Genomic DNA, 22,637 nt, shown 5'->3' on the forward strand with positions numbered 1-22,637 from the left:
CGCCGCCTCCCCCCCCGCCTTGGGCGGCTGCCCCCCCGCCGCCCGCCCCCCCGGCCCCCGCCCGCCCGGGCGCGCGCCCCGCCCCTGCCCGTCAGCCGCCGAACCGGGCGGCGTTCGCGGCCGTCACGAGGACGACGGGCACCTTGACCCGGCGCGGCAGCCGGTCACCGCGTGCCGCCCGCAGCGCCCAGTCCACCGCCTTGCGGCCCAGCTCCTCCGGTTGCTGGGCGACGGTCGCCGTGAGCCTGCCCGCGCGCACCGCCTGGACGCCCTCGGGCGTGCCGTCGAAGGCGACGAGCTTGACCTCCTTGCCCGAGCGGGCGCCGAGGGCCTTGGCCGCCCCGAGCGCCATCTCGTCGTTGGCGGCGAAGACCCCGTCGAGGTCCTTGTGGGCCTGGAGCATGTTGGTCATCACGTCCATGCCCTTGGCCCGGTCGAAGTCGGCGGGCTGGCGGGCGACGACGGTGATGCCGGGGTACCGGGCGATGCCCTTCTCGAACCCCTCGCCGCGTTCGCGCGCCGCCGAGGTGCCCGCCTGCCCCTCCAGGAAGGCGACCTTCCCCTTGCCGCCGAGCCGCTTCGCCAGGGTGCGGGCGGCGAGTTCGCCGCCGGCGACGTTGTCGGAGGCGATGGTGGAGCCCACGTCACCACCGTTGACCGCCCGGTCGATGGCGATGACGGGGACGTCCGCCCGGTTGGCCACACCGACCGCCGGCACCGCGGCGTCGGAGTCGACGGGGTTGATGATGGCCGCCCTGACCTCCTGGCTGGTGAACGTCTCCATCTGGTTGATCTGCTGGGTCGGGTCGTTCTGCGCGTCCGTGATGTTGATCTTGAGGCCGCGGGCGTCCGCCTCGGCCTGCGCCCCCTTGCGGATGCCCACGAAGAAGGGGTTGTTCATCGTGGACAGGGCGAGCCCCAGGTCGGTGTCGCCCCCGCGGTCGCACCCCGCCGTGGCGGGCACCAGCACCAGCGCCGCGGCCACGGCGGCGCACACCCGGCGAGGCGAGAAGGGCCCGGCCGTCCGGCGCCGCGCGGCGCTCCGACTCGCGGCGCTCACCGGGCGCTCCGCCGGCGCAGCGTGTCCAGGAGCACGGCCAGCGCGATGACCAGCCCGGTGGCCACCTGCTGCCAGAACGCCGAGACGCTCAGCAGGTTGAGGCCGTTGCGCAGCACCGCGAGGATCAGTGCGCCGATGAGGGTGCCCGAGGCCTTCCCCGAGCCGCCCGAGAGGCTGGCGCCGCCGATGACGACGGCGGCGATGGCGTCGAGTTCGTAGCCGGTGGCGGCCTGCGGCTGGGCGGAGGTCAGACGTGCGGCCAAGACGATGCCGGCGACCGCGGCGAAGATCCCGGAGAGCGCGTAGATCACCAGCTTCCGGCGCCGGACGTCGATGCCGGAGAGCCGGGCGGCCTCCTCGTTGCCGCCGATGGCGAACATCGCCCGTCCGGTGTAGGTGCGGGCGAGGACGAGCGCGGCGAGCAGGCCCATCACCACCATGACGAGGACCGGGACGGGCAGCCAGCCGCCAAGCGTGTCCCCGAGCCGGCTGACCGAGGCGGGGAAGGGCAGCGGCGACCCGCCGGAGACCACCAGGGCCAGACCGCGCGCGACCGAGAGCATGGCGAGGGTGGCGATGAACGCGGGAAGCCTGCCGAAGGCGACCAGGGCGCCGGAGACCAGGCCGCACACCGCGCCGGTGGCGAGGCCCAGCACCACGGCCAGCCACACCGGCAACCCCTGTGAGGTCGCGGCCCAGCCGACCACGATCGAGGAGAGGCCGGCCACCGATCCGACGGAGAGGTCGATGCCGGCCGAGACGATGACGAAGGTGACGCCGAAGGCGAGGATCGCCGTGACAGAGGCCTGCACACCGACGTTGAGGAGGTTCTGGCCGCTGAGGAAGTCGGCCGAGAGGACGGCCATCACCACCACCAGGGCCACCAGCCCGCCCAGCGGACCGTTGTGCAGCACCGTCCTGTTCAGCCAGGCGCCCGCACTCTCCCGCGGCTGCGGTGCGGCCAGCGCCTCGGCGGCGGCTCCGGTCTTGACTTCCACGGACATCAAAGCCCTCCCTCGCGGTCGCTGTGCGGCTCCTCGCCGCGCTCCTGCTCTCGGTCCCGGTGCGGTGCTGCGGCCGGCGCGTCGTCGGCCGCGGCAGCCGGCGGCGGCACTGCGGACCGCGCCTCGTTCACGGGACGCGCCCCCACGGCCAGTTCCATGACGGCGTCCTGGGTGGCGGCTTCCCCGGACAGTTCGCCCACCAGACGGCCCTGCGCCATCACCAGCACGCGGTCGCTCATGCCCAGCACCTCCGGGAGGTCACTGGAGATCATCAACACCGCCCGTCCGGCGGCGGTGAGTTCGTTGACGAGCTGGTAGATCTCCACCTTCGCGCCGACGTCGACGCCGCGCGTCGGCTCGTCCAGGATGAGCAGTCGGGTATCGGCGAGCAGCCACCTGCCGATGACGACCTTCTGCTGGTTGCCGCCCGACAGGGTGCGGGCCGGCTGGTCCAGCCCGCTCATCCGCACCCGGAGGCGGGCCGCGGTCTCGGCCGCCCGGCGACGCTGTCCGGGACGGTCGACGAACCCGCCACGGGTGTCGCGACGCAGCCGGGCGAGGGTGAGGTTGTCGCCCAACGAGGCGTCCGGCAACAGGCCCTGGCCCTTGCGGTCCTCGGGCACCAGGCCGAGCCCGGCGCGTATCGCGGCGCCCACGTCGCCCGGCAAGGTCGCCTGCCCGTCGACCTCGACGCTGCCCTCGTCGGGCCGGTCGACGCCGAAGACCGCACGGGCGACCTCGGTGCGGCCGGCGCCCACGAGTCCGGCCAGCCCCACCACCTCCCCGGCGCGCACCTCGAAGGACACGTCCTCGAACACGGAGGCGCCGCCCGGGCCCCGGCGGCTCAGCCCCCGGACGCGCAGCACCGGTGCGCCGGCAGTCTCCGGCCGCTGGCGCGGGTACTGGTCCTCCACGTCGCGTCCGACCATCAGCCGGATCAGTTCCTCGCGGTCGGTGCCGGCCGGCACCTGCGCGACGGAGCGTCCGTCGCGCAGCACCGTCACGCGGTCGCCGAGGGCGGCGATCTCCTCCAGGTGGTGGGTGATGAAGATGATGCCGACCCCGGACTCCCGCAACTCCCGCACCAGGGCGAAGAGGGTGGCGACCTCCTCCGAGGTGAGCACCGCGGTCGGCTCGTCCATGATCAGCACCCGGGCGTCCATGCTGAGCGCCTTGGCGATCTCCACCATCTGGAGTCGTGCGATGCCGAGTTGGGCGACGGGCACCTCAGGAGGGACGTCCAGGCCGACCCGGTCGAGCAGTCCGGCGGCGCGGCGGCGCATCGTCCGCCGGTCCACCAGGCCCAGCCGGGTGCGGGGCTGGCGGCCCAGGAAGACGTTCTCCGCGACGGTCATGCCCGGTACGAGGGTGAACTCCTGGTGGATCGTGGCGATCCCCAGCCGCTCGGCATCCTGCGTGCTGCGGATCTCCACCTCGCGGCCGTCGACGCGGATGCGTCCGCCGTTCGGCCGGTGGACCCCGGAGAGCAGCTTGATGAGGGTGCTCTTGCCGGCACCGTTCTCCCCGAGCAGGACGTGCACCTCACCGGGGCGGAGGTCGAAGTCGACGCCGTCCAGCGCCCGCACCCCGGGGAAGACCTTGGTCAGTCCGGTGACTTCCAGCAGCGGTCGGTCGGCGGGCCGCCCCGGCGCGGGCCCGTCGGGCGGCGCGGCGGCGGGTTCGGGTGGCGTGGCCGGGCCGTTCCCCGGGGGGTGCGGTGCGGCACCGGGGGGAGCCTCGTCACGCCTGCCTGCCCCGCCGGGTCGCGTGGCGCTCGGGCCGTGCGACGCGGCGGGCCGGGCGTCGTCGTTGACGCCGGTCATGGCTGGTCTTCCCTCATCTCTGGTCGGGGCCCGCACGGGGATCGCGGGGCCGGTTCGGCAGCGGATCCGGGGGGAGGAGGGTCAGGGCAGCCGGCTCCCCGCCGGGCGGTGCGGCGCAGGTCCGGGCGGCGCCTCTCCGCAGGAGCGGCGCGGCAGGAGACGAGCCGGGAGGACGACGGAGTCCGGGTCGCCCCCGGCGATGCGTTCCAACAGGACGCGGACGGCGGCCCGCCCGAGTTCGGCGGTGGGCTGGCTGATGGCGGTGAGGGGTGGATCGAGGTGCGCGAACCAGGGGACGTCGTCGTAGCAGACGAGCGCCACGTCCTCGGGGACGCGCAGTCCCCGTGCCCGGATCTCGTCCAGGGCGCCCAGGGCCATCAGGTTGTCGGTGGCCAGGACGGCGTCCGGTGGCTCCGGCTGGTCGAGCAGGGCGCTCATGACCTGCCGCCCTCCGGTGTGCCGGGGGTCGGGCGTGGCTCCCACCCGCTCGTCGGGGAGGCTGAGGCCGTGACGGGTGAGTGCCCGGCGGAACTGCCGCAGCCGGGTGTCACCGGTGGGGGTGCCGGCCGGAGCGACGATGACGGCGGGGCGTCGCCTGCCCAGGGCGGCAAGGTGCGCGGCGAGTTCACCGAGCGCCGCCGCGCCGTCGGCCCGCACGCAGGGCGCCGCAACGCCGGGGACGGCGCGGTCCAGCAGGACGAGCGGGGTGCCGGCGGCCACGACCTCGCGCAGCATGGGCGAGCCGGTGCCGGCCGAACTGACCAGCAGTCCGTCGATGCGGCGGTCCAGCAGGGTGCCGATGTACTCGTCCTGCTGCCGGGTGCTCTCCCCTGCGTTGCCGATCACGAGGGTGTAGCCGAGGGTGCGGGCCGCGTCCTCGACGGCGTTGGCCAGTTCGGTGAAGAACGGGTTGGTCAGGTCGCCGATGACGAGGCCGAGCGTGCCGGTGCGGGCCGTCCGCAGCGCCCTGGCGACGCTGTTGGGCCGGTAGCCGAGCTGTTCCACCGCGGCGAGCACCCGGGCCCTGGTCTCCGCCACCGGGCTGATGCCGTTGAGCACCCGCGAGACCGTGGCGACGGACACCCCGGCCCGTTCCGCCACGTCCTTGATGGTGGCCACCGCCCCTCCTCCCCCGCGCGTCCGCCGCCAACTCCGCACCTGGTGGCGGAAGTCGACCTCGACGGAACGCACCACCGGCAGCGCGCCGTTCGCCGGCCGATCCGTGTAATCGATTACGTGAGAGGCTACGTAATCGATTACACGGTGTTCACGTCAAGACGCCCGACCTGTGACCCAGATCACCTGTGGGGCGGAGGCGGGCCTGCGGGGCGTCGGGGGACCCTCGGCGTCAGCAGAACCAACCGTCCTGGACCCACCCCTTGCGGTTCACCTCGCCGTAGGCGAAGCCGTAGGCCCAGCCGTCGGAGACCCGCTCGACGTCGAAGGTCTGCGGCTTGGTGAGCGTTCCCATCCACGCGCCGCCCGGGGCGGTGCGGACCGAGAGGCTGTCCGCGCAGACGGTCTCGCGCACCCCCGGCGTACCGCCGGCCGCCCGGGCCGGGGGCGCGGTCACCGCGGACAGGCAGAGCGCGACGGCGGCGAGGGCGGTCAGCGCCGGGCCGCGCCCGGGGCGTGCCCGGCGGACGGGCGCGACCCGCCGGCCGGCCTGCGGAGCGGTCACCATGATCCGTAACCTCCCAGGCACTCCTCGCGGACGTAACCCCAGTCGTTGGGGCCGAAGTCGAAGGTGGCGGCCCAGCCGTTGTACACGGGGTGGGCACCTCGGGTGTGGCCGACCTTGTCGCCGTAACCCAGGGTCCGCTTGAGGTCCACCGGTCCGGAGGCACTGTCGTAGTTGGCGTAGAAGCTGGCGCTCTGGCACACGATGATCGCGTGGTCGGGGACGACCGGGTCGGCGTGGGCGGGCGCGGCGAGGCCGAGTGGGGCCAGCACCAGCGCGGCGGCGGCAAGGCATCTCAACGGGGACACGGCTCTCCTGGAGGGGGTGGGGGTGACGGGCGAGCACATGTTGGCATGCGCCGGTCAATCTGGGAACAGGGTGTGGGCCGCCACCCCGGCCCCGCCCCTCACCCCACCAGCCGGCGCAGGGCGATACGTGCCACCGGGCGGTAGGCGAGGACGAGGAGCAGCGGACCGCGGACCACCAAGCGGGTCAGCGTGCCGTCGCCCTCCTCCTCCACCGTGTGCGTCAGACGGAGGCGGAACGGGCCGAGGGCGACCCGCCAGGTCCAGGTCCGCCGCTCCTCGTCGACCTCCTCGATCACGAACCGCACCCTGCCCAGTCCGCCACGGCCGACCACTGTCCCCCGCACGCCCGCCGCGATCCGCCCGGCCGCGGTCACCACCCGCCCGATCTGCGGTGACCAGGAGGGCCACTTCGCCGGTACGGCATAGCGCTCCCACACCTGCGCCGCAGCCGCCGGCCCCCGGACCTGCAACGCGGTCGTGGCCATCACCTGCCTCCCCGGTGGGGCGGACGAAGGCGGACAGCGGCGTGTTCCGCCTGCGGCCTCGCTCCGCTGCGGCTCCGCGGTCGTGCTCCGGTCCGGGGCTGCGGCCCGGCCGTTGGGGCCTGCGCACCGTCGACGACCACCACTCCTCGTCCTTCCCTGTGGACGGCACGGACCTGACCGTGCCGGGCCTCCGCCCCGAAGACGCCCCCGTGACCCGAGGACGCACCGCGGGGGAGCGCTTCCGCTGCCGCGGGCTCCCCGCTTCACTCCCCGTACGTCCCGCTCCGGGCCACGGAGGTGAGCACCGCGCGCAGCCCGTCCAGGTACCGGCCCACGTTCTTCTGTGCCTTGGGGTTGACCGGGAGGCGGGAGGCGAACTGCAGGCCGTCCTCGCTGCGGGTGATCCAGACGCACACCTGGTCGCCGCGCGACACCCTCAGCAGACCGACGGTGTTCCACTCCGGCCACGAGGCGGCTCCGGTGACCGAGCGGCCGTCGACATAGGAGGTGAGGGAGAACAGGTCCGGGGACAGCGGCCGGAAGTCGTTGTGGAGCAGGCGCAACACCCGTTCCACCGGCACCCTGGCGAGCGCCCGGTTGCCCCGGAGGGCACTCCGGGCGAGCGCCAGGACCTCACCGAAGCTGCCTGCCTGCGAGGTGTGGATCTCCACCGGCACAGCCCCCACGTACCAACCCACCGAGGCGCCCCACCGGGAGGTGGCACGCGTGTGGAAGGGAACGACCGTGCGGTAGGTGCCCGGTCCGCCCGCCTCCTGGACCACGACGGCGGACGCGGCCAGCATTCCCGGCAGCAGGCCGCCCGAGGGGCGGCAGTGGGCGTCGAAGGCGGCCGTGACCTCCGCGTCGACCAGTGCCTCCGTCCACAGCTCCTGCGGTGCGAGTTCGCCGGGGGCCACCCCCGTCTCCAGGGGGAAGGGCGGCATCGTGCCGCCGCACGCCGCCAGGAAGGCCCGCCAGGTGTTCACCACCTGGTCGTCCCCGTCGACCTGGTCGGCCTGCTCGCGTTCCAGCTCGCAGAAGTCGACGTAGCTCTGGCTGTCGTCCTCCCGCACGCTCTCCGCCCCGGCCTGTGCGGCCAGGAGCTCGTGGATCTGGGCGGGCATGAGCTGGATGGAGTAGGCGTCGACGTTGATGTGGTCGAAGGCCAGGTAGAGCCGGGTGCCGCGGTCGTGTTGCAGTGCCAGGTAGACGAAGTTGGGCCAGCTCAGCGCGTTGGTGGCGGCATCGCAGCGTTCCTGGAGCACCCGGACCACCTCCTCGGCGTCCTCGTGGGCCCCGAGGTCGGTGCGGTGCAGCGCGACCTCCTCGGCGTCCAGGGTGAAGCGGTGGATCGCGCCGTCCCCGTCCCCGTCCCAGCGGAACCCGCTGCGCAGCGTCTCGTGCCGCATGGTCCAGGTGACCAGCGCCTTCTCCAGGGTGTCGGCGTCCACGTCGCCGACGTCGAAAGCGGTCCCCACCCACGAGGGGGCGTGCAGGTCCCGGTGGCTCATGGCCCGGGCGTTGCGCAGGTGGGCCTCCTGGATGTACGCCGGGGGCCGGTCGTCCTGGGGGGCGTGGCCGCCCGCACCGGGGGGGACCTGCAGGGCCCACTGCAGCAGTCGCCCCGGCCGTGCGCCGGAGCCGGCGAGGTCGCCGATCTTCATGCGCACCCCCTCCCACGCGACCCGAGCCGTCGCCTCCCGGCCGGTGGCGGTGGCACGGCCTTCTCCTCCAGGTGGGCACGTGCGTCCGGGCGTCCGGCGGGACGGCAACAGGGCGCGGAAGTGCGGCAGATGACAGCTCTCATGGGTGACCACCCGTAAGACGACGATGCGGCCACTGGGTAACGAGTGCGCAGGGGCGCAGTCACGGGGCGGGCCCGCCGCCATCGTCCGCCCGGCGTACGCGCGTTCGCCGCCAGCCACGGCGCACGGCTCGCCGGCGTCCGCCCCCGGCCGGGATCCGGCGGGGCGGCTCCGACGTGCACCCGCCCCGGCACGGAGCGTGCAGGCGTCCGTGCCGGGGCGGTTCACAAGGCCGGCGCCCCACCCCCGCCGGGCGGGTGGACGAGGGGGCGGGCGCCGGCCGGCCGGGGCGGGTCAGGGGAAACTGACCACGTTCGAGGGAACGGTGGAGGTGCCCGAGGTGGCGCTGCCGGTGTTGTTGATGACGTGTGCGTACTGGCCCATGCCGCCGAGTGAGACGACGAGGACGTCGTGGAACTTCACGCCGGACTTGTTCGGCACCTCGAAGCCGTGGTCCTGGATGATCGAGGAGTCGGCGGTGTAGTTGCAGTAGCTGCCGACGCCCCACGCCTCGTGGGTGTTGACCGCGTCGTCCACCTTGTACGCCGCGTACCCGCGCACGCTGCCGTTCTGGATGGCGGCCTGGTTGGGCGCGTCGTACGCCTTCTCGTTCTGGAAGAAGATCGTCCGCCCGTTCTCGCCGCTCCACCACACGTCGTACTTGTTGAAGTGCTCGACGAACAGGCCGGTGGCCAGGACGTTGCGGCCGTTGACCTTCATCCCGTAGTCGCACCGGTTGGTGTCCCAGCCCACGCCGCTGCCGTGGTCGGCGCGCCAGATCCAGGTGTGGTCGATGATCGTGTCGTTGCTGTTGACGACGAGGGCGGTGGTCGCCTTGCCCGGCCCCGCGCCACCGATCCGGAAGAAGACGTCCTGCAACGAGGTGGGGTTGGCGGAGTGGCTCGCGGAGGCGCCGGCGGGGCCGATCTCCAGCAGGGACGTGGAGTTGGTGGTGCCGGCGTCGATGAGGAGGCCGGCGAGACGGACACCGTCCACGTCGGCGACCTTGAGCGCGGTGACGCCGTTGTCGGGGACCAGGGTGGCGTACCCGAGCCCGAGGACCACCGTGTTCGCACGGGTGACGTTGATGCTCTGGTCGACGTGGTACACGCCCGGCGTGAAGAGCAGGTGGAGCCCCTGGCTGAGCGCCTGGTTGATGGTGGCCGCGGTCGCGCCCGGCTTCACGACGTAGAACTGGGACAGCGGGAGGGAGGTGCCCGGCGTGCTGCCGCCCGACCAGGTGACGCCGCGGGCGTTGGTGCGCTTGTCGGGCACGAAGACGGCGTAGTCGGCGCCGTTGAGGTACAGGTAGGGCTTCTCCCGGGAGACCGGGGTGGTGTTCAGCGTGGTGTAGGGCGGGTTGGGGAAGCTCTGGGCCGGAGCGCCCTCGACGCCGGAGAAGGTCATGTTCCAGACGCCGTTGACCCAGCCGCCGACGGAGCTCTCCCGGGTGTACCACTGCTGCTGGGAGTACGGGCCGACGCTGCCGTCGATCTTGCTGTCGGCGATGTAACCGCCGCTGGCCCAGCCGTAGCCGTTGGGGGCGAGGTTGAGGCCGCCCTTGACGTGCATGCGCCGGAAGGGGGCCGCCTGCGCCACGGCCCAGCGGTCGGTCCCGCTGACGGGGACGAGGGCGAGGTTCTCCGCCGAACGCCAGAAGTTCTGCGTCGCGTTGCCGTTGAACCAGCCCGCGTCGACCGTCACGTCACCGTTGATCAGGGTGTCGTCGGGGTTCTTTCCGAGACCGGCGATGGAGGTGTAGAAGCCGAGCTGGGCGTTGAGGCCGTTGTAGGTGCCCGGCTTGAAGAAGAAGGCGTAGCGGCCGGTGCCGAACTGGGCCGACTCCTGCTTGTGGAAGATGTCGTCCAGGGTGCCCTGGATGTTGGCGGTCGACGGGTCGAAGACGATGACGTTGGGGCCCAGGTCACCACCGGCGCTCACCTTCGGAGCGGCGCCGGCGGGAGCCGCCGCGCGGCGGGTGGCGGACGCGGCCCGGGCTGGGGCCTGGCCCACTCCCAGGGCGACCAGGGCACCGCCGACGGACGCGGCGAAAGCTCTGCGGGATACGGACATGCGTGTCTCCTGGACGTACAAGCAGTGCGGGATGGGGGGCGCCCGCCGGCCGGGGACGGCAGACGGGATGGCACGGACTACTGCACGGTGAGAGCGCTCTCCAAGCAGTGCCGATCGTTCCGCTCTTGTTTCGTCCGCGTCAAGACTCCTGCACCGATACGCCATTTCGCATTCAACTCCTGTAGGCGACCGTGCGGAAGGGTCTGGACCAAGTCCCGGCGGCGAGGGCACCGAGACATTACCCACCGTGAACGAAGACTTCTTGATCCTCACTCCGGGTAACCGCTGTTGGTTGTCCGGGTGTGCGGTCAGAAAGCTCACACCGCTCCCCCCGCGCCCCGGCGGCGGCCACGTGACCTTCGTCGCTGTCCGGCCCACCGCGGCCCCGTACCGTCGGGCGGGCAGGTAACGCCGCCACGCGCCCGACCTCGTCGGCCGCGTACGGGCCACGCGCGCCACCGCGGTCGCGCCGGCCGACCGGGCGGCACCCCCCACACGGACAGGAACGGTTTCTCTTCCATGCCCGCACCCCTCTCCCCGACCGGTCTCCGTCGACGGCTGCTCGCCCTGACCCTCGCCGCCGGTTCGGTCGCCGCGGTGGCCGTCTCCGCAGCCCCGGCCGACGCCGCCCGCACCGGCACGGCCTCCGTCGACGGCGCCGAGGTCTCCTGCACCTCACAGACCGCGCATCTCGCCCCTCGGCTGGCGAAGGACATCGCCGGCGCCCTGCACGGCAGGCAGGGCACCTCGGCGCTGGCGCTCGACGAGCCCGACACCGCCACGCACTGCACGCTGCGCGGCGAGACCCCCTTCGACTCCGCGAGCGTGGTCAAGGTGACGGTCCTGGCCACGCTGCTCCGCCACGCGCAGGAGGAGCACCGGGGCCTCACCGCGCACGAGAAGTCGCTGGCGACGGCGATGATCACCCGTTCCGACAACGACTCCACCTCGGCGCTGTGGAAGCAGCTGGGACCCGACTCGGTGCGCCGCTTCCTGCACCTGGCGGGCATGCGGCACACGGTGCCGCCCTCCGGCGGCACCTGGGGCCTCACCCAGATCACCGCGGCGGACCAGCTCCGGCTGCTGCACCTGCTGACCGGCGACAACACCGTGCTGTCGGCCGCCTCCCGGCACTACGCCCTCGGCCTCATGCACCGGGTGGAGCCCTCCCAGCGCTGGGGGGTGCCTGCCGGGGCCCCGGCAGGTGAGCGGGTCTACCTCAAGAACGGCTGGCTGCCGAGGTCGAGCGGCGGTTGGCGGGTGCACAGCGTCGGCGCGTTCTCCGGCGGCGGGCACAGTTACGAGCTGGCCGCGCTGACCGGCGGTGACCGCACCATGCAGTACGGGATCGGCACCGTCGAGGCGGCGGCCCGCGTCATCCACCGCGATCTCGCCGCGGCGGACCGGCCCTGAGGTGACGGCGCCCCCGGGGTGGCCGCGGCTCGGGGGCGGACGCGGCTCGGGGGCGGACGCGCCCGCCCGGCCCGGACGTCGTACGCGCCCGGGCCGGGCGGGCCCCCGCCACGCCACGCGAGCGGTGCGGTCCCGGGGGCGTCCCCCACCTGCTCGGGCGCGCGCCTTCGGCGGCCCGGTCGCCGGGAAAGCCGGAGCCTGCCCTTCTTCCCGGGACGGCACCGTCCTACTGTGATCACCATGGAATACCGACACCTCGGCCGCAGCGGCATGCTCATCAGCGAGATCGCCTACGGCAACTGGCTCACCCACGGCTCCCAGGTGGAGGAGGACGCGGCACTCGCCTGCGTCCAGGCCGCACTGGACGCCGGCATCACCAGCTTCGACACCGCCGACGTCTACGCGGGCACCCGCGCGGAGTCCGTCCTCGGCCGCGCCCTGAAGGGGGAGCGCCGGGAGGGCCTGGAGATCTTCACCAAGGTCTACTTCCCGACCGGCGAGGGCCGCAACGACCGCGGCCTGTCCCGCAAGCACATCATGGAGTCCATCGACGCCTCGCTGCGCCGGCTCCAGACCGACTACGTCGACCTCTACCAGGCGCACCGCTTCGACCGGTTCACGCCGCTGGAGGAGACGATGGCCGCCTTCGCCGACGTCGTGCACAGCGGGAAGGCGCACTACATCGGCGTCTCGGAGTGGACCGCCGACCAGATCCGCCGCGCCCACGCCCTCGCCCGTGAGCTGCACGTGCCGCTGGTCTCCAGCCAGCCGCAGTACTCGATGCTGTGGCGCGTCATCGAGGACGAGGTCGTGCCCACCTGCGAGGAGCTGGGGCTCGGGCAGATCGTGTGGTCGCCCATCGCGCAGGGGGTGCTGACGGGCAAGTACCAGCCGGGGCAGCAGCCTCCGTCGGGCTCGCGCGCCACCGACGACAAGGGCGGCGCCACCATGATCTCCCGCTTCATGCGGGACGAGGTCCTGGAGCGCGTCGCCCGTCTCCGGCCGCTGGCGGACGAGGCCGGGCTCTCGCTCGCCCAGCTCGCCGTGGCCTGGGTGCTGCAGAACCCGAACGTCTCGGCGGCGATCATCGGTGCCTCGCGGCCCGAGCAGGTCCACGAGAACGCCAAGGCCGTCGGCGTCCGCCTCGAGGCCGAGTTGATGGCGAAGATCGACGAGTTGCTGGCCCCGGTCGCCGTCACCGACCCGGCGAAGACCTACGAGCAGACGCCCACCACTCGCCCCTGAGGAACCGTCCGCACCACGAGACGCCGGTCGCCCTCGGGCTGTCCGGCGTCTCGCGGCGCGGACGAGGTCTGTGCATCCTTGATCGCTGCGAGTACCGTGCCGGTGGGTCTGCCGCCGAGCCGCCGGTCGGGGCCCGGAAGGGACTCTGGGCCATGACCGACACCGCTGCCGTCCTCCACCGAGTGGACTTCGGCGCCCGACTGGACGCGCTCGCGCCGAGCCGCTGGCACCGCAGACTGACCGCGGTCGTGGGTGTGGGCACCTTCTTCGACCTCTACGAGATCTTCCTCGGCGGCGTGCTCGCCGCCGCGCTGGCCGAGCCCTGGCACCTGGACCACACCCAGGAGTCGTGGGTCATCGCGTCCGGCTTCCTCGGCATGTTCGTCGGCGCCAACGTGCTGTCCTTCCTCGCCGACCGCTTCGGCCGCCGGAGGATGTTCCTGGTCAACCTCGGCGCCTACTCGCTGTTCTCCCTGGCCTGTGCCGCCGCCCCCAGCCCGGGCTGGCTGGTGGCCGCGCGTTTCCTGGCCGGGCTCGGTCTGGGCGCCGAACTCATCCTGGCCGACACCTACCTGGCCGAGTTCCTGCCGCGCGCCGTCCGCGGACGGTACATCGCCTACGCCTACACCTTCGGCTTCGTCGGGGTGCCGGTGGCGGCCCTCTTCGGAGCCCGGCTGGTGGCCGGGCACGAGGTGGCGGGGCTGGCGGGGTGGCGCTGGCTGCTGGTGCTGGGCGCGTGCGGCGCCGGCTTCCTGCAACTGATGCGCCGGCAGCTCCCGGAGTCGCCGCGCTGGCTGCAGCTGCACGGGCGGCAGGCGGAGGCCGAACACGTGGTGTCCCGGATCGAGTCGTACGCGGTGAGCGCCCCGCAGCCGCCGACGGCCCCGGCCACCGCCGAAGCACCCGCGGCGGCGCCGGCCGCGCCCCCCGGCGAGGCGGCGTCCGGCGGCGGGCGGCGGGTGCCGCTGCGGGAGATGTTCCGCGAGCCCTACCGGCGACGCACCGTCATGTGGTGGATCTTCCAGGTGTTGCAGACCGTCGGCTACTACGGCTTCGGGTCGCTGGCCCCGGTGGTGCTGGCCGCCAAGGGGCACACCACCACTGCCTCGCTCGGTTACGCCGCACTGAGCTTCTGCGGCTACCCGCTGGGCTCGGCCCTGTCCATACCGCTCATCGAACGGGTGGAGCGGCGCACCCTGATCATCTGGTCCGCGCTGGGCCAGGCGCTGTTCGGGCTCGCCTTCGCCTACGCCGGCAGCGGATGGCAGATCGTCAGCTGCGGCTTCCTGCTGACCGTGTGCAGCAACATCTTCTCCAACGCCTTCCACGTCTACCAGACCGAGATCTTCCCCACCGGGATGCGCAGCAGCGCCATCGGCATCGCCTACTCGCTCTCCCGCCTGGTCTCGGTGGTCCTGCCGTTCGTGGCGCTCAGCGTGCTGGCCGACCTCGGCGCCGGAGCGGTCTTCGCGGGCTCGGCGGCGTTGATGGTCCTGCTCTGCCTCAATGTCCGCCTGCTGGGTCCCCGGACGATGGGCCGGGAGCTGGACACCATCTGACTGCACACCACCCGGCCGCCGGGCCGGGCAGAGCGAACGGGGAGGGCCGGCCGGGCCGACCCTCCCCGTCCTCACGGGCGGTGGGGAGCTACTGCTGGTCCTCGCTCCCCTTTCCGCCTCCGTAGCCGCGGCGCACCGCGTCCGACGCCTTGTCGGTCTGGGAGTCGTAACGGTTACCGGTGCGGTCGTCGACCATGCGCTCGGCGCGCTCCACACCCTTGTCGGCCTGGTCCGGGTGGCCCTTGGCCCAGGACTTGGCCTTCTTTGCCATGTCGCCCATCTTCATGGTGACAGCCTCTTCCTTGGTGCGTGCACTTCCGTTTCGGCGAGTACCCGCCCGCAGCGGCCGAAACCGGCCCGCCCCCGGAATCACCGAGGGTGACGGCCGGCCACCCGTCGTCACCGCCCTCCTGCGACCGCGTCGGCGCGCGCCCCGGTGCACCGGCCGCCTGCACTGCTCGGGCGGGAAGGGCGTACGTACCCTGGCGCCATGCACATCTGTTTCGTCTGCACCGGGAACATCTGCCGCTCCCCCTCGGCCGCGCTGGTCTTCGCCGAGCACCTGCGCCGCGCCGGCCTGGCGGACGCGGTGCGGGTCACCAGCGCAGGGGTCGGCCCCTGGCACGTCGGGGAGGCGATCGACGAACGCGCCGGGGAGGCGCTCTCGCGCAGCGGCTACGCCGTCGACCACGTGGCGGCGCAGGTCGGTCCGGACCACCTCTCGGCCGACCTGCTGGTGGCCATGGACGCCGGCCACTGCAAGGCGTTGCGCGCCCTGGTCGAGGACCCCGCCCGGGTGCGGCTGCTGCGTTCCTTCGATCCGGTGGCCGCGGGGGACGCGGCGGACGAGACGGATCTGGACGTGCCCGACCCGTACTACGGCGGTCAGGACGGTTTCGAGGAGGTCCTGGCGATGATCGAGGCAGCCGTGCCGGGTCTGCTGGAGTGGGTGCGGGCGAGGGCCGGCCGGTGACCGCCGCGGGGGACGGCGCTCTCCAGGGGGACGCCGACGCCGCCGGCCGGCTCACCGGGCGTCCCGTCACAGCGGTACGGCCCACCGGCGCCGGCCTGACCCGGCTGGAGCTGGAGGGCGTGGGGGCCGTCCTCGTCAAGCGGGGCAGCGGCCCGGGCGCCGCACCGGCGGAGGCGGCGGGGCTGCGGTGGCTGGCCGAGGCGGAAGCGGTGCCGGTGCCGCGGGTGCACGGCGCCGACGCGGACCGCCTGGTCATCGACGTGGTGAGCGAGGGGCGTCCCTCGCCGGACGCCGCTCGGGAGCTGGGACGGTCACTGGCCGCGCTGCACGCCGCCGGGGCTCCCGCGTTCGGCTCCCCGCCGCCGGGCGGGCCGGTGGAGGCGTGGATCGGTGACGCGCCGATGCGCAACGAGACCGGCCCCACCTGGGCTCCGTGGTACGCCGAGCACCGGGTGCTGCCCTACCTGCGCCGGGCGGTGGACCTCGGCGTCCTGTCCGGGGAGGGGGTGGGCGTGCTGGAGCAGGTGTGCGAGGCGCTGCCCGGCCTGGCGGGGCCCGAGGAGGCGCCGGCGCGGCTGCACGGCGACCTGTGGAACGGCAACGTGCTGTGGGGCGGGGACGGCAGGGCCTGGCTCATCGACCCGGCCGCGCACGGTGGTCACCGCGAGAGCGACCTCGCCATGCTGGCCCTCTTCGGCTGCCCGCACCTGGACCTGGTCCTGGACGGCTACCAGGCGGCGCGTCCCCTGGCCGGGGGCTGGCGGCAGCGGGTGGGGCTGCACCAGCTCTTCCCGCTGCTGGTGCACACGGTGCTGTTCGGCGGCGGCTACGGGGAGCAGGCGGTGGCCGCGGCCCGGGCTGCGCTGCACGGCTGACCGGTGTCCGCGGTGAACGCCCGGCCGTCAGGGCGACCGGCGAGGTGGCGGGGGTGCGCGCCGGGCACGCCACGCGGTCGGGCCTGCGGTACGGCCTGTCAGCCGGCGGGCAGGGCGGGCACTCGCGTGGGGGCCAGTCCCGCGGCCCGGGCGGCCCTGGCGAAGGCCACGGCGTCGTGCACCGCGGCGCCCCCCGGATCGTTGTTGAAGTAGACGTGGACCGTGGCCCCGCCGGGCCAGGTGGCGGCGACCCGTTCGGCCCAGGTGCGCAGGGAGCGGCGGCCGTAGCGCGGCGGGGGCGTGGCAATGCCCTCGTGGAGGCGGAGGTAGCCCCACTCGGCGGTCCGCCACAGCGGTGTGGTCGGGCGGGCGCGCCGGTCCGCCCAGCACAGTGCGGCGCTCCGCTCCTCCAGCACCTGTCGCACCCTGGGCACGAACCACGTCTCGTGGCGGGGCTCGACCGCGACCCGGACGGTTGCCGGGAAGCGGCGCAGGCAGCGGTCGAGCGCGCCGGCGTCCTCCCGCATGTTCGGCGGGAGTTGCAGGAGGACGGGGCCCAGCCGGCCGCCGAGGCCCGCGGCCCGCTCCAGCAGCCGCTCGACGGGTTCCTCCGGGTCGCGCAGCCGCTTCATGTGCGTGAGGTAGCGGCTGGCCTTGACCGCCATGACGAAGCCCTCGGGCACCGTCCGGCGCCAGTCGGCGAAGGTCTGAGCGGAGGGCAGCCGGTAGAAGGCGTTGTTGTTCTCGACCGTGGCGAACTCCTCGGCGTAACGGCTCAGCCAGTCGCGCTGCGGGACGCCGTCGGGGTAGAGCACGCCGCGCCAGTCGCGGTACATCCAGCCCGAGGTGCCGACGTGGAGGACCATCCCCTCATGGTGCCGCAGGTGGGGCGGGCCGTGCGGGAGGTGCCGGGCCGTGCCGCAGGGGCGGGGCCGAGCGGCCCTTACGGTTCTCTGACGCCACGGCCCGGTCGGCTCCCGCACGCCGGAGGGCGGCATAGCGTGGCGCCCATGCGCGTACTCGTCACCGGCGGAGCCGGGTTCATCGGAACACACGTCGTGCGGGCGCTGGTTGCGGCGGGGCACGAACCCGTCGTCCTGGACGCCCTGCTGCCCGCCGCCCACGCCACCCCTCCCCCGCCGGTCTGCGAGGACTTCCACCACGGCGACGTCCGGGACCGGGAGGCCGTGCGGGCGGCGCTGCGCGGCGTCGACGCCGTCTGCCACCAGGCCGCGATGGTGGGCCTGGGCACCGACTTCGCGGACGCGCCCGACTACGTGGGCTGCAACGACCTGGGCACCGCCACGCTGCTCGCCGCGATGGCCGAGGCTGGGGTGGGCCGGCTGGCGCTGGCCGGGTCGATGGTGGTGTACGGCGAGGGGCGTTACGTCTGCCCCCGGCACGGCACGACCCGTCCCGGGCCGCGGTCCGAGGCGGACCTGGCCGCCGGCCGCTTCGAGCCGCTGTGCCCGGACTGCGGCGGTGAGCTGGCGCCGGGACTGGTCACCGAGGATGCCCCGCTCGACCCGCGCAACGTCTACGCGAGCACCAAGCTGGCCCAGGAGCACCTGGCAGCCTCCTGGGCCCGGGCGACCGGTGGCCGGGTGGCGTCGCTGCGCTACCACAACGTCTACGGACCGGGCATGCCACGCGACACCCCCTATGCCGGCGTGGCCTCCTTCTTCCGCTCGGCGCTGCAACGCGGCGAGGCGCCCCGGGTCTTCGAGGACGGCCGGCAGCGCCGCGACTTCGTGCACGTGCGGGACGTGGCGGCGGCCAACCTCACCGTCCTCCAGGCACTGGCCGGCTGGGCGCCGGGGAGAGTGCGGGCCTTCAACACCGGCAGCGGCACGCCGCACACCGTGGGGGAGATGGCGCGGGCGCTGGCCGGTGCCCACGGCGGGCCGGAGCCGGAGGTGACGGGCGAGTTCCGGCTCGGCGACGTGCGCCACATCACGGCCTCCTCGAAGCGGCTGGCCACGGAGCTCGGATGGCGGCCGGCCGTCGGCTTCGAGGAGGGGATGGCCGAGTTCGCTACGGCGCCGCTGCGGGCGGCACGACCGGTAGCGGCAGGCTGACCTCGAACCGGCAGCCGCCGGCGACGTTGCGCACGCTCGCCCGGCCGCTGTGGGCCTCGACGATGCCCCGGACGATGGCGAGCCCGAGGCCCGCGCCGGCCGGCGGGGTGCGGGCCTGGCTCCCCCGCCAGCCGGTGTCGAAGACCCGGGCCAGGTCGTGTTCGGGGATGCCGCCGCAGCCGTCGGTGACGGTGAGGAGGACCTCGTCGCCGCTCTCGCGGGCCTCCACGGCCACGGTGCCGTCGGGCGGTGTGCTGCGGATGGCGTTGACGAGCAGGTTGCCCAGCGCCCGCGTCATCTCCTTGCCGTCTACGACGAGGGGGATGTCCGGCGGCACGTCCCCGGCGAGGCGGACGCCGTGCTCGCGGGCCACCGGGTCCATTCCGGCGAGGACGTCGGCCACCAGGTCGTAGGCGGAGATCCGGGCGACGCTCAGCGCCAGCGAGCCGGCGTGTATGCGGGAGAGTTCGAAGAGGTCGCCGACCATGGTGTTGAGGCGCTCGACCTCGGTGCGCATCTGCCGCAGGTAGCGCTGCGGGTCGGGGGCCATGCCGTCCTCCAGCGCCTCGGACATGGCCCGCAGACCGGCCAGCGGGGTCCGCAGGTCGTGGGAGATCCAGGCGACGAGGTCGCGGCGGGAGCTCTCCAGTGTCCGCTCCCTGGCCCGGGAGGCGTTCAGCCGGGCGCTGGTGGCGGCCAGTTCACGGCTGAGTTCCTCCAGTTCGGCGGTGGCCGGGACGCTGGGCGCGGCGAAGCTGCCGCCCTCACCGAAGGAGCGGGCGGCCAGCGTGAGGGCCCTGCTGCGGGAGACCACCCACCGCCCCAGCAGCAGTGCGGTGGCGAGCGAGACCGCGGCTGCCATCGCCACGACGGTGGTGACGACCTTCAGGTCGTGCGGGGAGAGGAACATCGCCCAGGCGACGCTGAGCGTGCCGGCGAGCATCGCGGTGACGGTGACGGCGGCGACGACCATCAGCGAGACGGCGACCGAGCGGTGACGCAGGACGCGCAGCGCCACCGCGCCCGCCAGGGCGGCCACGGCAGCGCCGGCGAAGGCGTACAGGGCGATCAGGAGGTTGGCGTGCACGGCGGCGGAACTCCCGGGGGAAGGGCGGCGGGCCGGTGCCGGGGGGGCGGGCCGGCGGGGGCGTGGCGCGGTCTCACGGGACGGGGAGGGCGGGCGGGGTCCCGTCCGGGTCGAAGCGGTAGCCGACACCCCACACGGTGCGGATGAGTCTCGGGGCGGCCGGGTCGGCCTCTATCTTCCCGCGCAGCCGCCGCACGTGGACGGTGACGGTGGACAGGTCGCCGAAGTCCCAGTCCCACACCTCCCTCAGCAGCTCCTCGCGCGAGCAGGCCCGTCCGGGGTGGCGCAGGAAGTACACCAGGAGGTCGAACTCCCGCAGGGTCAGGGCGAGTTCGAGACCGTCACGTTCGGCGCGGCGGGCGGTGGGGTCCACGGCGAGGCCGGCCACGGTCAGCGGCGGCGAGGCGGTGGGGGCGGTGTCGCGGTGGTCCCGGTCACGGCGCAGTACCGCGTCCACCCGCAGCACCAGCTCCCGGGGGCTGAAGGGCTTGGTGACGTAGTCGTCGGCGCCGACCTCCAGTCCGAGGATGCGTTCGTCCTCCTCACCGCGGGCGGTGAGCATGATCACCGGCACGGGGCCGCGCTCGCGCAGGCGGCGGCAGACCTCGAGCCCGTCCATGCCGGGCAGCATGAGGTCCAGGACGACGAGGTCGGGGGCGGCCTCCTCGGCGCGGGCGAGCGCGGTCGGTCCGTCGGCGGCGCGGTCCACGGTGTGGCCGGCGCGGACGAGGTAGCCGGTGACGACCTCCGCGACCGTCGGGTCGTCGTCGACGACGAGGATGCGGGCCGGATGACTGTTTCGCACGGCTCCAGCCTCGCACCACCACCCGGCCGGCGGCGCGGGGGTTGCGGGGGCGCGGCAGCGATGTCCACGTTTCGTAAGGAGACGAAGTCCGCGATGTCCGTTTTCCGTTCGTACCGTGGTCGGTGTGAGCGATTCGACACCGGCGACCGCAGACGTCGTCCTTCCCTGCCTGAACGAAGCCCGGGCGCTGCCCTGGGTACTGGAGCGGATACCGCCCTCGTGGCGGGCGGTGGTGGTGGACAACGGTTCCACCGACGGCTCGGCGGACGTCGCCCGCGGGCTGGGCGCGACGGTGGTGCGGGAGGAGCGGCGCGGGTTCGGCGCCGCCTGTCACGCCGGGCTGCTGGCCGCGACGGCAGAGTACGTGTGCTTCTGCGACTGCGACGCCTCCCTGGACCCGGGTGAGCTGCCGTCCTTCGTGGCGGCGGTGGCCGGCGGGGAGGCCGACCTCGTACTGGGACGGCGCCGGCCCACCGAGCGCGGCGCCTGGCCGGCCCACGCGCGGGCGGGCAACCGGGCTCTGTCGATGCTGCTGCGCCGCCGTACGGGACTGCGACTGGGTGACCTGGGGCCCCTGCGGGCCGCCCGGCGCCAGGCGCTGCTCGGCCTGGACCTCACCGACCGGCGCAGCGGATACCCGTTGCAGATGGTGGTGCGGGCGGCCGACGCGGGGTGGCGGATCACCGAGCGGGACGTGCCCTACCTCGCCCGAACGGGCCAGTCGAAGGTCACGGGTACCTGGCGCGGCACCTTCCAGGCGGTCCGGGACATGCGCGCGGTGCTGGAGGAACGGCCGAGGCCGGCCGGTGAGGAGGTCGCAGCGTGACGACTGTGCTGATCATCGCCAAGGAGCCGGTGCCGGGGCGGGTGAAGACCCGCCTGACGCCGCCGTACACGCCGCAGGAGGCCGCCGCGCTGGCCGAGGCCGCCCTCGCCGACACCCTGCGGGCGGCACTCGCCGCTCCGGTGCGCCGTGTCCGGCTGGTGCTGGAGGGACGGCCGGGGCCCTGGCTGCCCGCCGGCGTCGAGGTGGTGCCGCAGTGTCCGGGAGGGCTGGACGAGAGGCTGGCCGCGGCGTTCGCCGGTTGCAGCGGTCCCGCCGTCCTCATCGGCATGGACACCCCGCAGGTGACCGCCGGTCTGCTGGCCCCGGCGCTGGGCCCGAACGCGTGGCAGGACTGTGACGCCTGGTTCGGGCCGGCGGTGGACGGCGGCTTCTGGGCGCTGGGCCTGGCCCGACCCGAGCCGGAGCTGCTGCGCGGTGTGCCCATGTCCACCCCGGAGACCGGCAGGGAGCAGCGGGCCCGGCTCCTGGCCCGCGGACTGACCGTCCGCGACCTGCCGGTGCTGAGGGACGTGGACACCGCGCGGGACGCGGCACTGGTGGCGCGGGAGGCGCCGCCCGGCGGGCGTTTCGCCGCCCTCGTCGACCGCCTGACACCGGCGGGTGCCCGGTGACGCCGGCGGGCACCGCGCGCGGTGGGACGCGGACCGGCGGGCGACTGCCCGCCGGTGACCTGGCGGGGCCGCGCGGGCCGGCGCTGCGGGGTGCCGCCGCGGACGAGGTGGCGGCGGCCGGTCCCCTGGACCCCTGCCGCGCGGCGTGGCGCGCCGATCCGTACACCGAGGCGCTGCGTACCGGGCGGGGGCCGCTGTACCTGCGGCGGGCCGACGGCTGGCTGCTGCCGATGGAGGTGGAGCGGTGGTGCGCGGAGGCGGACGAGGCGGACCGGTCGCTGCTGGGCCGGTGCGAGGGTGAGGTGCTCGACATCGGGTGCGGCCCGGGCCGGCTGGTGGTGGCGCTCGCGGACGCCGGGCACCCGGTGCTGGGCGTCGACGTCACTCCGGCGGCGGTACGCCGCACCATCGACGCCGGGGGCCGGGCCCTGTGCCGCTCGGTGTTCGAGCCGCTGCCGGGCGAGGGGCGGTGGCGTACCGCCCTGCTCGTGGACGGCAACGTGGGCATCGGCGGTGATCCGCTGACACTGCTGCGGCGGGTGGCCGAGGTGGTCGACGTGCGGGGCAGGCTCCTGGTGGAGGTCTCGCCGGTGGACGTGGACGAGCGGGTGCGGGTGCGGGTCGCCGACAGCCGGGGCCGGCTCGGGCAGCCCTTTCCGTGGGCGCGGGTCGGCGAACGGGCGCTGCTGCGGCTGGCGGCGCGGTCGGGGTGGGTGCGGGCCGAGCGGTGGCGGGCGGGCGGACGCCGGTTCGTGGCCCTGCACCGCGCGGGCGGCTGAAGGGGGGCGTCGCGGGTTGCGGGGCGGGCCGCCGCCCCGGCCCCCGCCCCCGGACCCCGCCGCCCCGGGCCGGACCCCGGGCGGCCCCCCGCGGGGGGCGCCCCCCCCCCCCCCCAGCGAGGGGGC

At 74.3% G+C, this 22,637-nt stretch carries 20 protein-coding genes and 1 pseudogene; 9 read left to right on the plus strand and 12 right to left on the minus strand.

From position 1 onward, the window contains the following. Positions 1-91: 91 nt before the first annotated feature. The 8 genes and pseudogenes from ACFV3R_RS08425 to ACFV3R_RS08460 all read right to left on the minus strand — a co-directional run bounded on the left by ACFV3R_RS08425 (position 92) and on the right by ACFV3R_RS08460 (position 10,239). A pseudogene (locus tag ACFV3R_RS08425) lies at positions 92-2,025 on the minus strand (substrate-binding domain-containing protein). Between the two features lie 38 nt (positions 2,026-2,063). Then, positions 2,064-3,887 carry a sugar ABC transporter ATP-binding protein gene (locus tag ACFV3R_RS08430; protein WP_385577590.1) on the minus strand — a complete coding sequence of 608 codons (1,824 nt, stop codon included), beginning with the start codon at positions 3,885-3,887 and terminating at the stop codon, positions 2,064-2,066. Positions 3,888-3,968: 81 nt separating this feature from the next. After that, on the minus strand, positions 3,969-5,006 hold the full coding sequence (locus ACFV3R_RS08435) for a LacI family DNA-binding transcriptional regulator (RefSeq protein ID WP_385577593.1): 1,038 nt from the start codon (positions 5,004-5,006) through the stop codon (positions 3,969-3,971). A gap of 229 nt (positions 5,007-5,235) precedes the next feature. Next, entirely contained in the window at positions 5,236-5,571 is a 336-nt protein-coding gene (locus ACFV3R_RS08440; protein WP_385577596.1) for a hypothetical protein, read from the minus strand. Beyond that, complete coding sequence (locus ACFV3R_RS08445) at positions 5,565-5,876, minus strand: hypothetical protein (protein WP_385577599.1); 312 nt, start codon at positions 5,874-5,876, stop codon at positions 5,565-5,567. The genes ACFV3R_RS08440 and ACFV3R_RS08445 overlap by 7 nt, the downstream gene beginning before the upstream one ends. Positions 5,877-5,974: 98 nt before the next feature. Beyond that, the gene (locus ACFV3R_RS08450) at positions 5,975-6,361 is read right to left on the minus strand and encodes an SRPBCC family protein (RefSeq protein WP_385577602.1); all 387 of its coding nucleotides are present in this window, start codon (positions 6,359-6,361) and stop codon (positions 5,975-5,977) included. 263 nt (positions 6,362-6,624) lie between these two features. Continuing rightward, positions 6,625-8,025 (minus strand): condensation domain-containing protein, encoded by a 1,401-nt coding sequence (locus tag ACFV3R_RS08455; protein ID WP_385577605.1) that lies wholly within the window; start codon positions 8,023-8,025, stop codon positions 6,625-6,627. 435 nt (positions 8,026-8,460) lie between these two features. After that, a complete protein-coding gene (locus tag ACFV3R_RS08460; RefSeq protein WP_385577607.1) occupies positions 8,461-10,239 on the minus strand; it encodes a coagulation factor 5/8 type domain-containing protein in 1,779 nt (592 codons plus the stop codon). A gap of 519 nt (positions 10,240-10,758) precedes the next feature. Here ACFV3R_RS08460 and ACFV3R_RS08465 point away from each other — a divergent pair. The 3 genes from ACFV3R_RS08465 (at position 10,759) to ACFV3R_RS08475 (ending at position 14,456) form a co-directional block, all read left to right on the plus strand. Beyond that, positions 10,759-11,652, plus strand: a complete 894-nt coding sequence (locus ACFV3R_RS08465; RefSeq protein ID WP_385577610.1) for a serine hydrolase — start codon at positions 10,759-10,761, stop codon at positions 11,650-11,652. Positions 11,653-11,892: 240 nt separating this feature from the next. Further along, on the plus strand, positions 11,893-12,897 hold the full coding sequence (locus tag ACFV3R_RS08470) for an aldo/keto reductase family protein (RefSeq protein ID WP_385577613.1): 1,005 nt from the start codon (positions 11,893-11,895) through the stop codon (positions 12,895-12,897). Between the two features lie 152 nt (positions 12,898-13,049). Next, a complete protein-coding gene (locus ACFV3R_RS08475; protein WP_385577616.1) occupies positions 13,050-14,456 on the plus strand; it encodes an MFS transporter in 1,407 nt (468 codons plus the stop codon). Between the two features lie 88 nt (positions 14,457-14,544). Here ACFV3R_RS08475 and ACFV3R_RS08480 read toward each other — a convergent pair whose 3' ends face one another. Next, positions 14,545-14,742 carry an antitoxin gene (locus ACFV3R_RS08480; RefSeq protein WP_385577619.1) on the minus strand — a complete coding sequence of 66 codons (198 nt, stop codon included), beginning with the start codon at positions 14,740-14,742 and terminating at the stop codon, positions 14,545-14,547. Between the two features lie 204 nt (positions 14,743-14,946). Between ACFV3R_RS08480 and ACFV3R_RS08485 the strand changes: the two genes are divergently transcribed. Both ACFV3R_RS08485 and ACFV3R_RS08490 read left to right on the plus strand, forming a co-directional pair. After that, positions 14,947-15,429 carry a low molecular weight protein-tyrosine-phosphatase gene (locus ACFV3R_RS08485; protein WP_385577622.1) on the plus strand — a complete coding sequence of 161 codons (483 nt, stop codon included), beginning with the start codon at positions 14,947-14,949 and terminating at the stop codon, positions 15,427-15,429. Beyond that, positions 15,426-16,304, plus strand: a complete 879-nt coding sequence (locus ACFV3R_RS08490) for a fructosamine kinase family protein (RefSeq protein WP_385577625.1) — start codon at positions 15,426-15,428, stop codon at positions 16,302-16,304. The genes ACFV3R_RS08485 and ACFV3R_RS08490 overlap by 4 nt, the downstream gene beginning before the upstream one ends. A 98-nt stretch (positions 16,305-16,402) precedes the next feature. On the opposite strand, the gene ACFV3R_RS08495 is transcribed toward ACFV3R_RS08490, so the two are convergent. Then, the gene (locus ACFV3R_RS08495) at positions 16,403-17,170 is read right to left on the minus strand and encodes a DUF72 domain-containing protein (RefSeq protein WP_385577628.1); all 768 of its coding nucleotides are present in this window, start codon (positions 17,168-17,170) and stop codon (positions 16,403-16,405) included. Between the two features lie 144 nt (positions 17,171-17,314). On the opposite strand from ACFV3R_RS08495, the gene ACFV3R_RS08500 reads away from it, so the two are divergent. After that, positions 17,315-18,382, plus strand: coding sequence for an NAD-dependent epimerase/dehydratase family protein (locus tag ACFV3R_RS08500; protein ID WP_385577631.1), 1,068 nt, complete (start codon positions 17,315-17,317; stop codon positions 18,380-18,382). Here ACFV3R_RS08500 and ACFV3R_RS08505 read toward each other — a convergent pair. Both ACFV3R_RS08505 and ACFV3R_RS08510 read right to left on the minus strand, forming a co-directional pair. Further along, positions 18,339-19,469, minus strand: coding sequence for a sensor histidine kinase (locus tag ACFV3R_RS08505; RefSeq protein ID WP_385577635.1), 1,131 nt, complete (start codon positions 19,467-19,469; stop codon positions 18,339-18,341). The genes ACFV3R_RS08500 and ACFV3R_RS08505 overlap by 44 nt on opposite strands. A 73-nt stretch (positions 19,470-19,542) precedes the next feature. Then, positions 19,543-20,274: a response regulator transcription factor gene (locus ACFV3R_RS08510; RefSeq protein ID WP_385577638.1), complete on the minus strand. Its 732-nt coding sequence runs from the start codon at positions 20,272-20,274 to the stop codon at positions 19,543-19,545. Positions 20,275-20,398: 124 nt separating this feature from the next. On the opposite strand from ACFV3R_RS08510, the gene ACFV3R_RS08515 reads away from it, so the two are divergent. From ACFV3R_RS08515 to ACFV3R_RS08525, 3 genes are read left to right on the plus strand one after another with little or no spacing between them, the layout of a single operon-like run. Continuing rightward, on the plus strand, positions 20,399-21,100 hold the full coding sequence (locus ACFV3R_RS08515) for a glycosyltransferase family 2 protein (protein ID WP_385577641.1): 702 nt from the start codon (positions 20,399-20,401) through the stop codon (positions 21,098-21,100). After that, positions 21,097-21,732 carry a DUF2064 domain-containing protein gene (locus ACFV3R_RS08520; RefSeq protein WP_385577644.1) on the plus strand — a complete coding sequence of 212 codons (636 nt, stop codon included), beginning with the start codon at positions 21,097-21,099 and terminating at the stop codon, positions 21,730-21,732. Before ACFV3R_RS08515 ends, ACFV3R_RS08520 begins: the two co-directional genes overlap by 4 nt. Further along, positions 21,729-22,511, plus strand: coding sequence for a class I SAM-dependent methyltransferase (locus ACFV3R_RS08525; RefSeq protein ID WP_385577647.1), 783 nt, complete (start codon positions 21,729-21,731; stop codon positions 22,509-22,511). Before ACFV3R_RS08520 ends, ACFV3R_RS08525 begins: the two co-directional genes overlap by 4 nt. Positions 22,512-22,637: the final 126 nt, after the last annotated feature.

The organism is Streptomyces sp. NPDC059740, from assembly GCF_042733155.1.
Classification (GTDB): Bacteria; Actinomycetota; Actinomycetes; order Streptomycetales; family Streptomycetaceae; genus Streptomyces.

Bases quoted from the DNA above. Each gene is read 5' to 3' on its own strand.
- ACFV3R_RS08430 (WP_385577590.1), bottom strand. From the start codon at position 3,887: ATGACCGGCGTCAACGACGACGCCCGGCCCGCCGCGTCGCACGGCCCG.
- ACFV3R_RS08440 (WP_385577596.1), bottom strand. From the start codon at position 5,571: ATGGTGACCGCTCCGCAGGCCGGCCGGCGGGTCGCGCCCGTCCGCCGG.
- ACFV3R_RS08450 (WP_385577602.1), bottom strand. From the start codon at position 6,361: ATGGCCACGACCGCGTTGCAGGTCCGGGGGCCGGCGGCTGCGGCGCAG.
- ACFV3R_RS08455 (WP_385577605.1), bottom strand. From the start codon at position 8,025: ATGAAGATCGGCGACCTCGCCGGCTCCGGCGCACGGCCGGGGCGACTG.
- ACFV3R_RS08460 (WP_385577607.1), bottom strand. From the start codon at position 10,239: ATGTCCGTATCCCGCAGAGCTTTCGCCGCGTCCGTCGGCGGTGCCCTG.
- ACFV3R_RS08465 (WP_385577610.1), top strand. From the start codon at position 10,759: ATGCCCGCACCCCTCTCCCCGACCGGTCTCCGTCGACGGCTGCTCGCC.
- ACFV3R_RS08470 (WP_385577613.1), top strand. From the start codon at position 11,893: ATGGAATACCGACACCTCGGCCGCAGCGGCATGCTCATCAGCGAGATC.
- ACFV3R_RS08475 (WP_385577616.1), top strand. From the start codon at position 13,050: ATGACCGACACCGCTGCCGTCCTCCACCGAGTGGACTTCGGCGCCCGA.
- ACFV3R_RS08480 (WP_385577619.1), bottom strand. From the start codon at position 14,742: ATGAAGATGGGCGACATGGCAAAGAAGGCCAAGTCCTGGGCCAAGGGC.
- ACFV3R_RS08485 (WP_385577622.1), top strand. From the start codon at position 14,947: ATGCACATCTGTTTCGTCTGCACCGGGAACATCTGCCGCTCCCCCTCG.
- ACFV3R_RS08495 (WP_385577628.1), bottom strand. From the start codon at position 17,170: ATGGTCCTCCACGTCGGCACCTCGGGCTGGATGTACCGCGACTGGCGC.
- ACFV3R_RS08500 (WP_385577631.1), top strand. From the start codon at position 17,315: ATGCGCGTACTCGTCACCGGCGGAGCCGGGTTCATCGGAACACACGTC.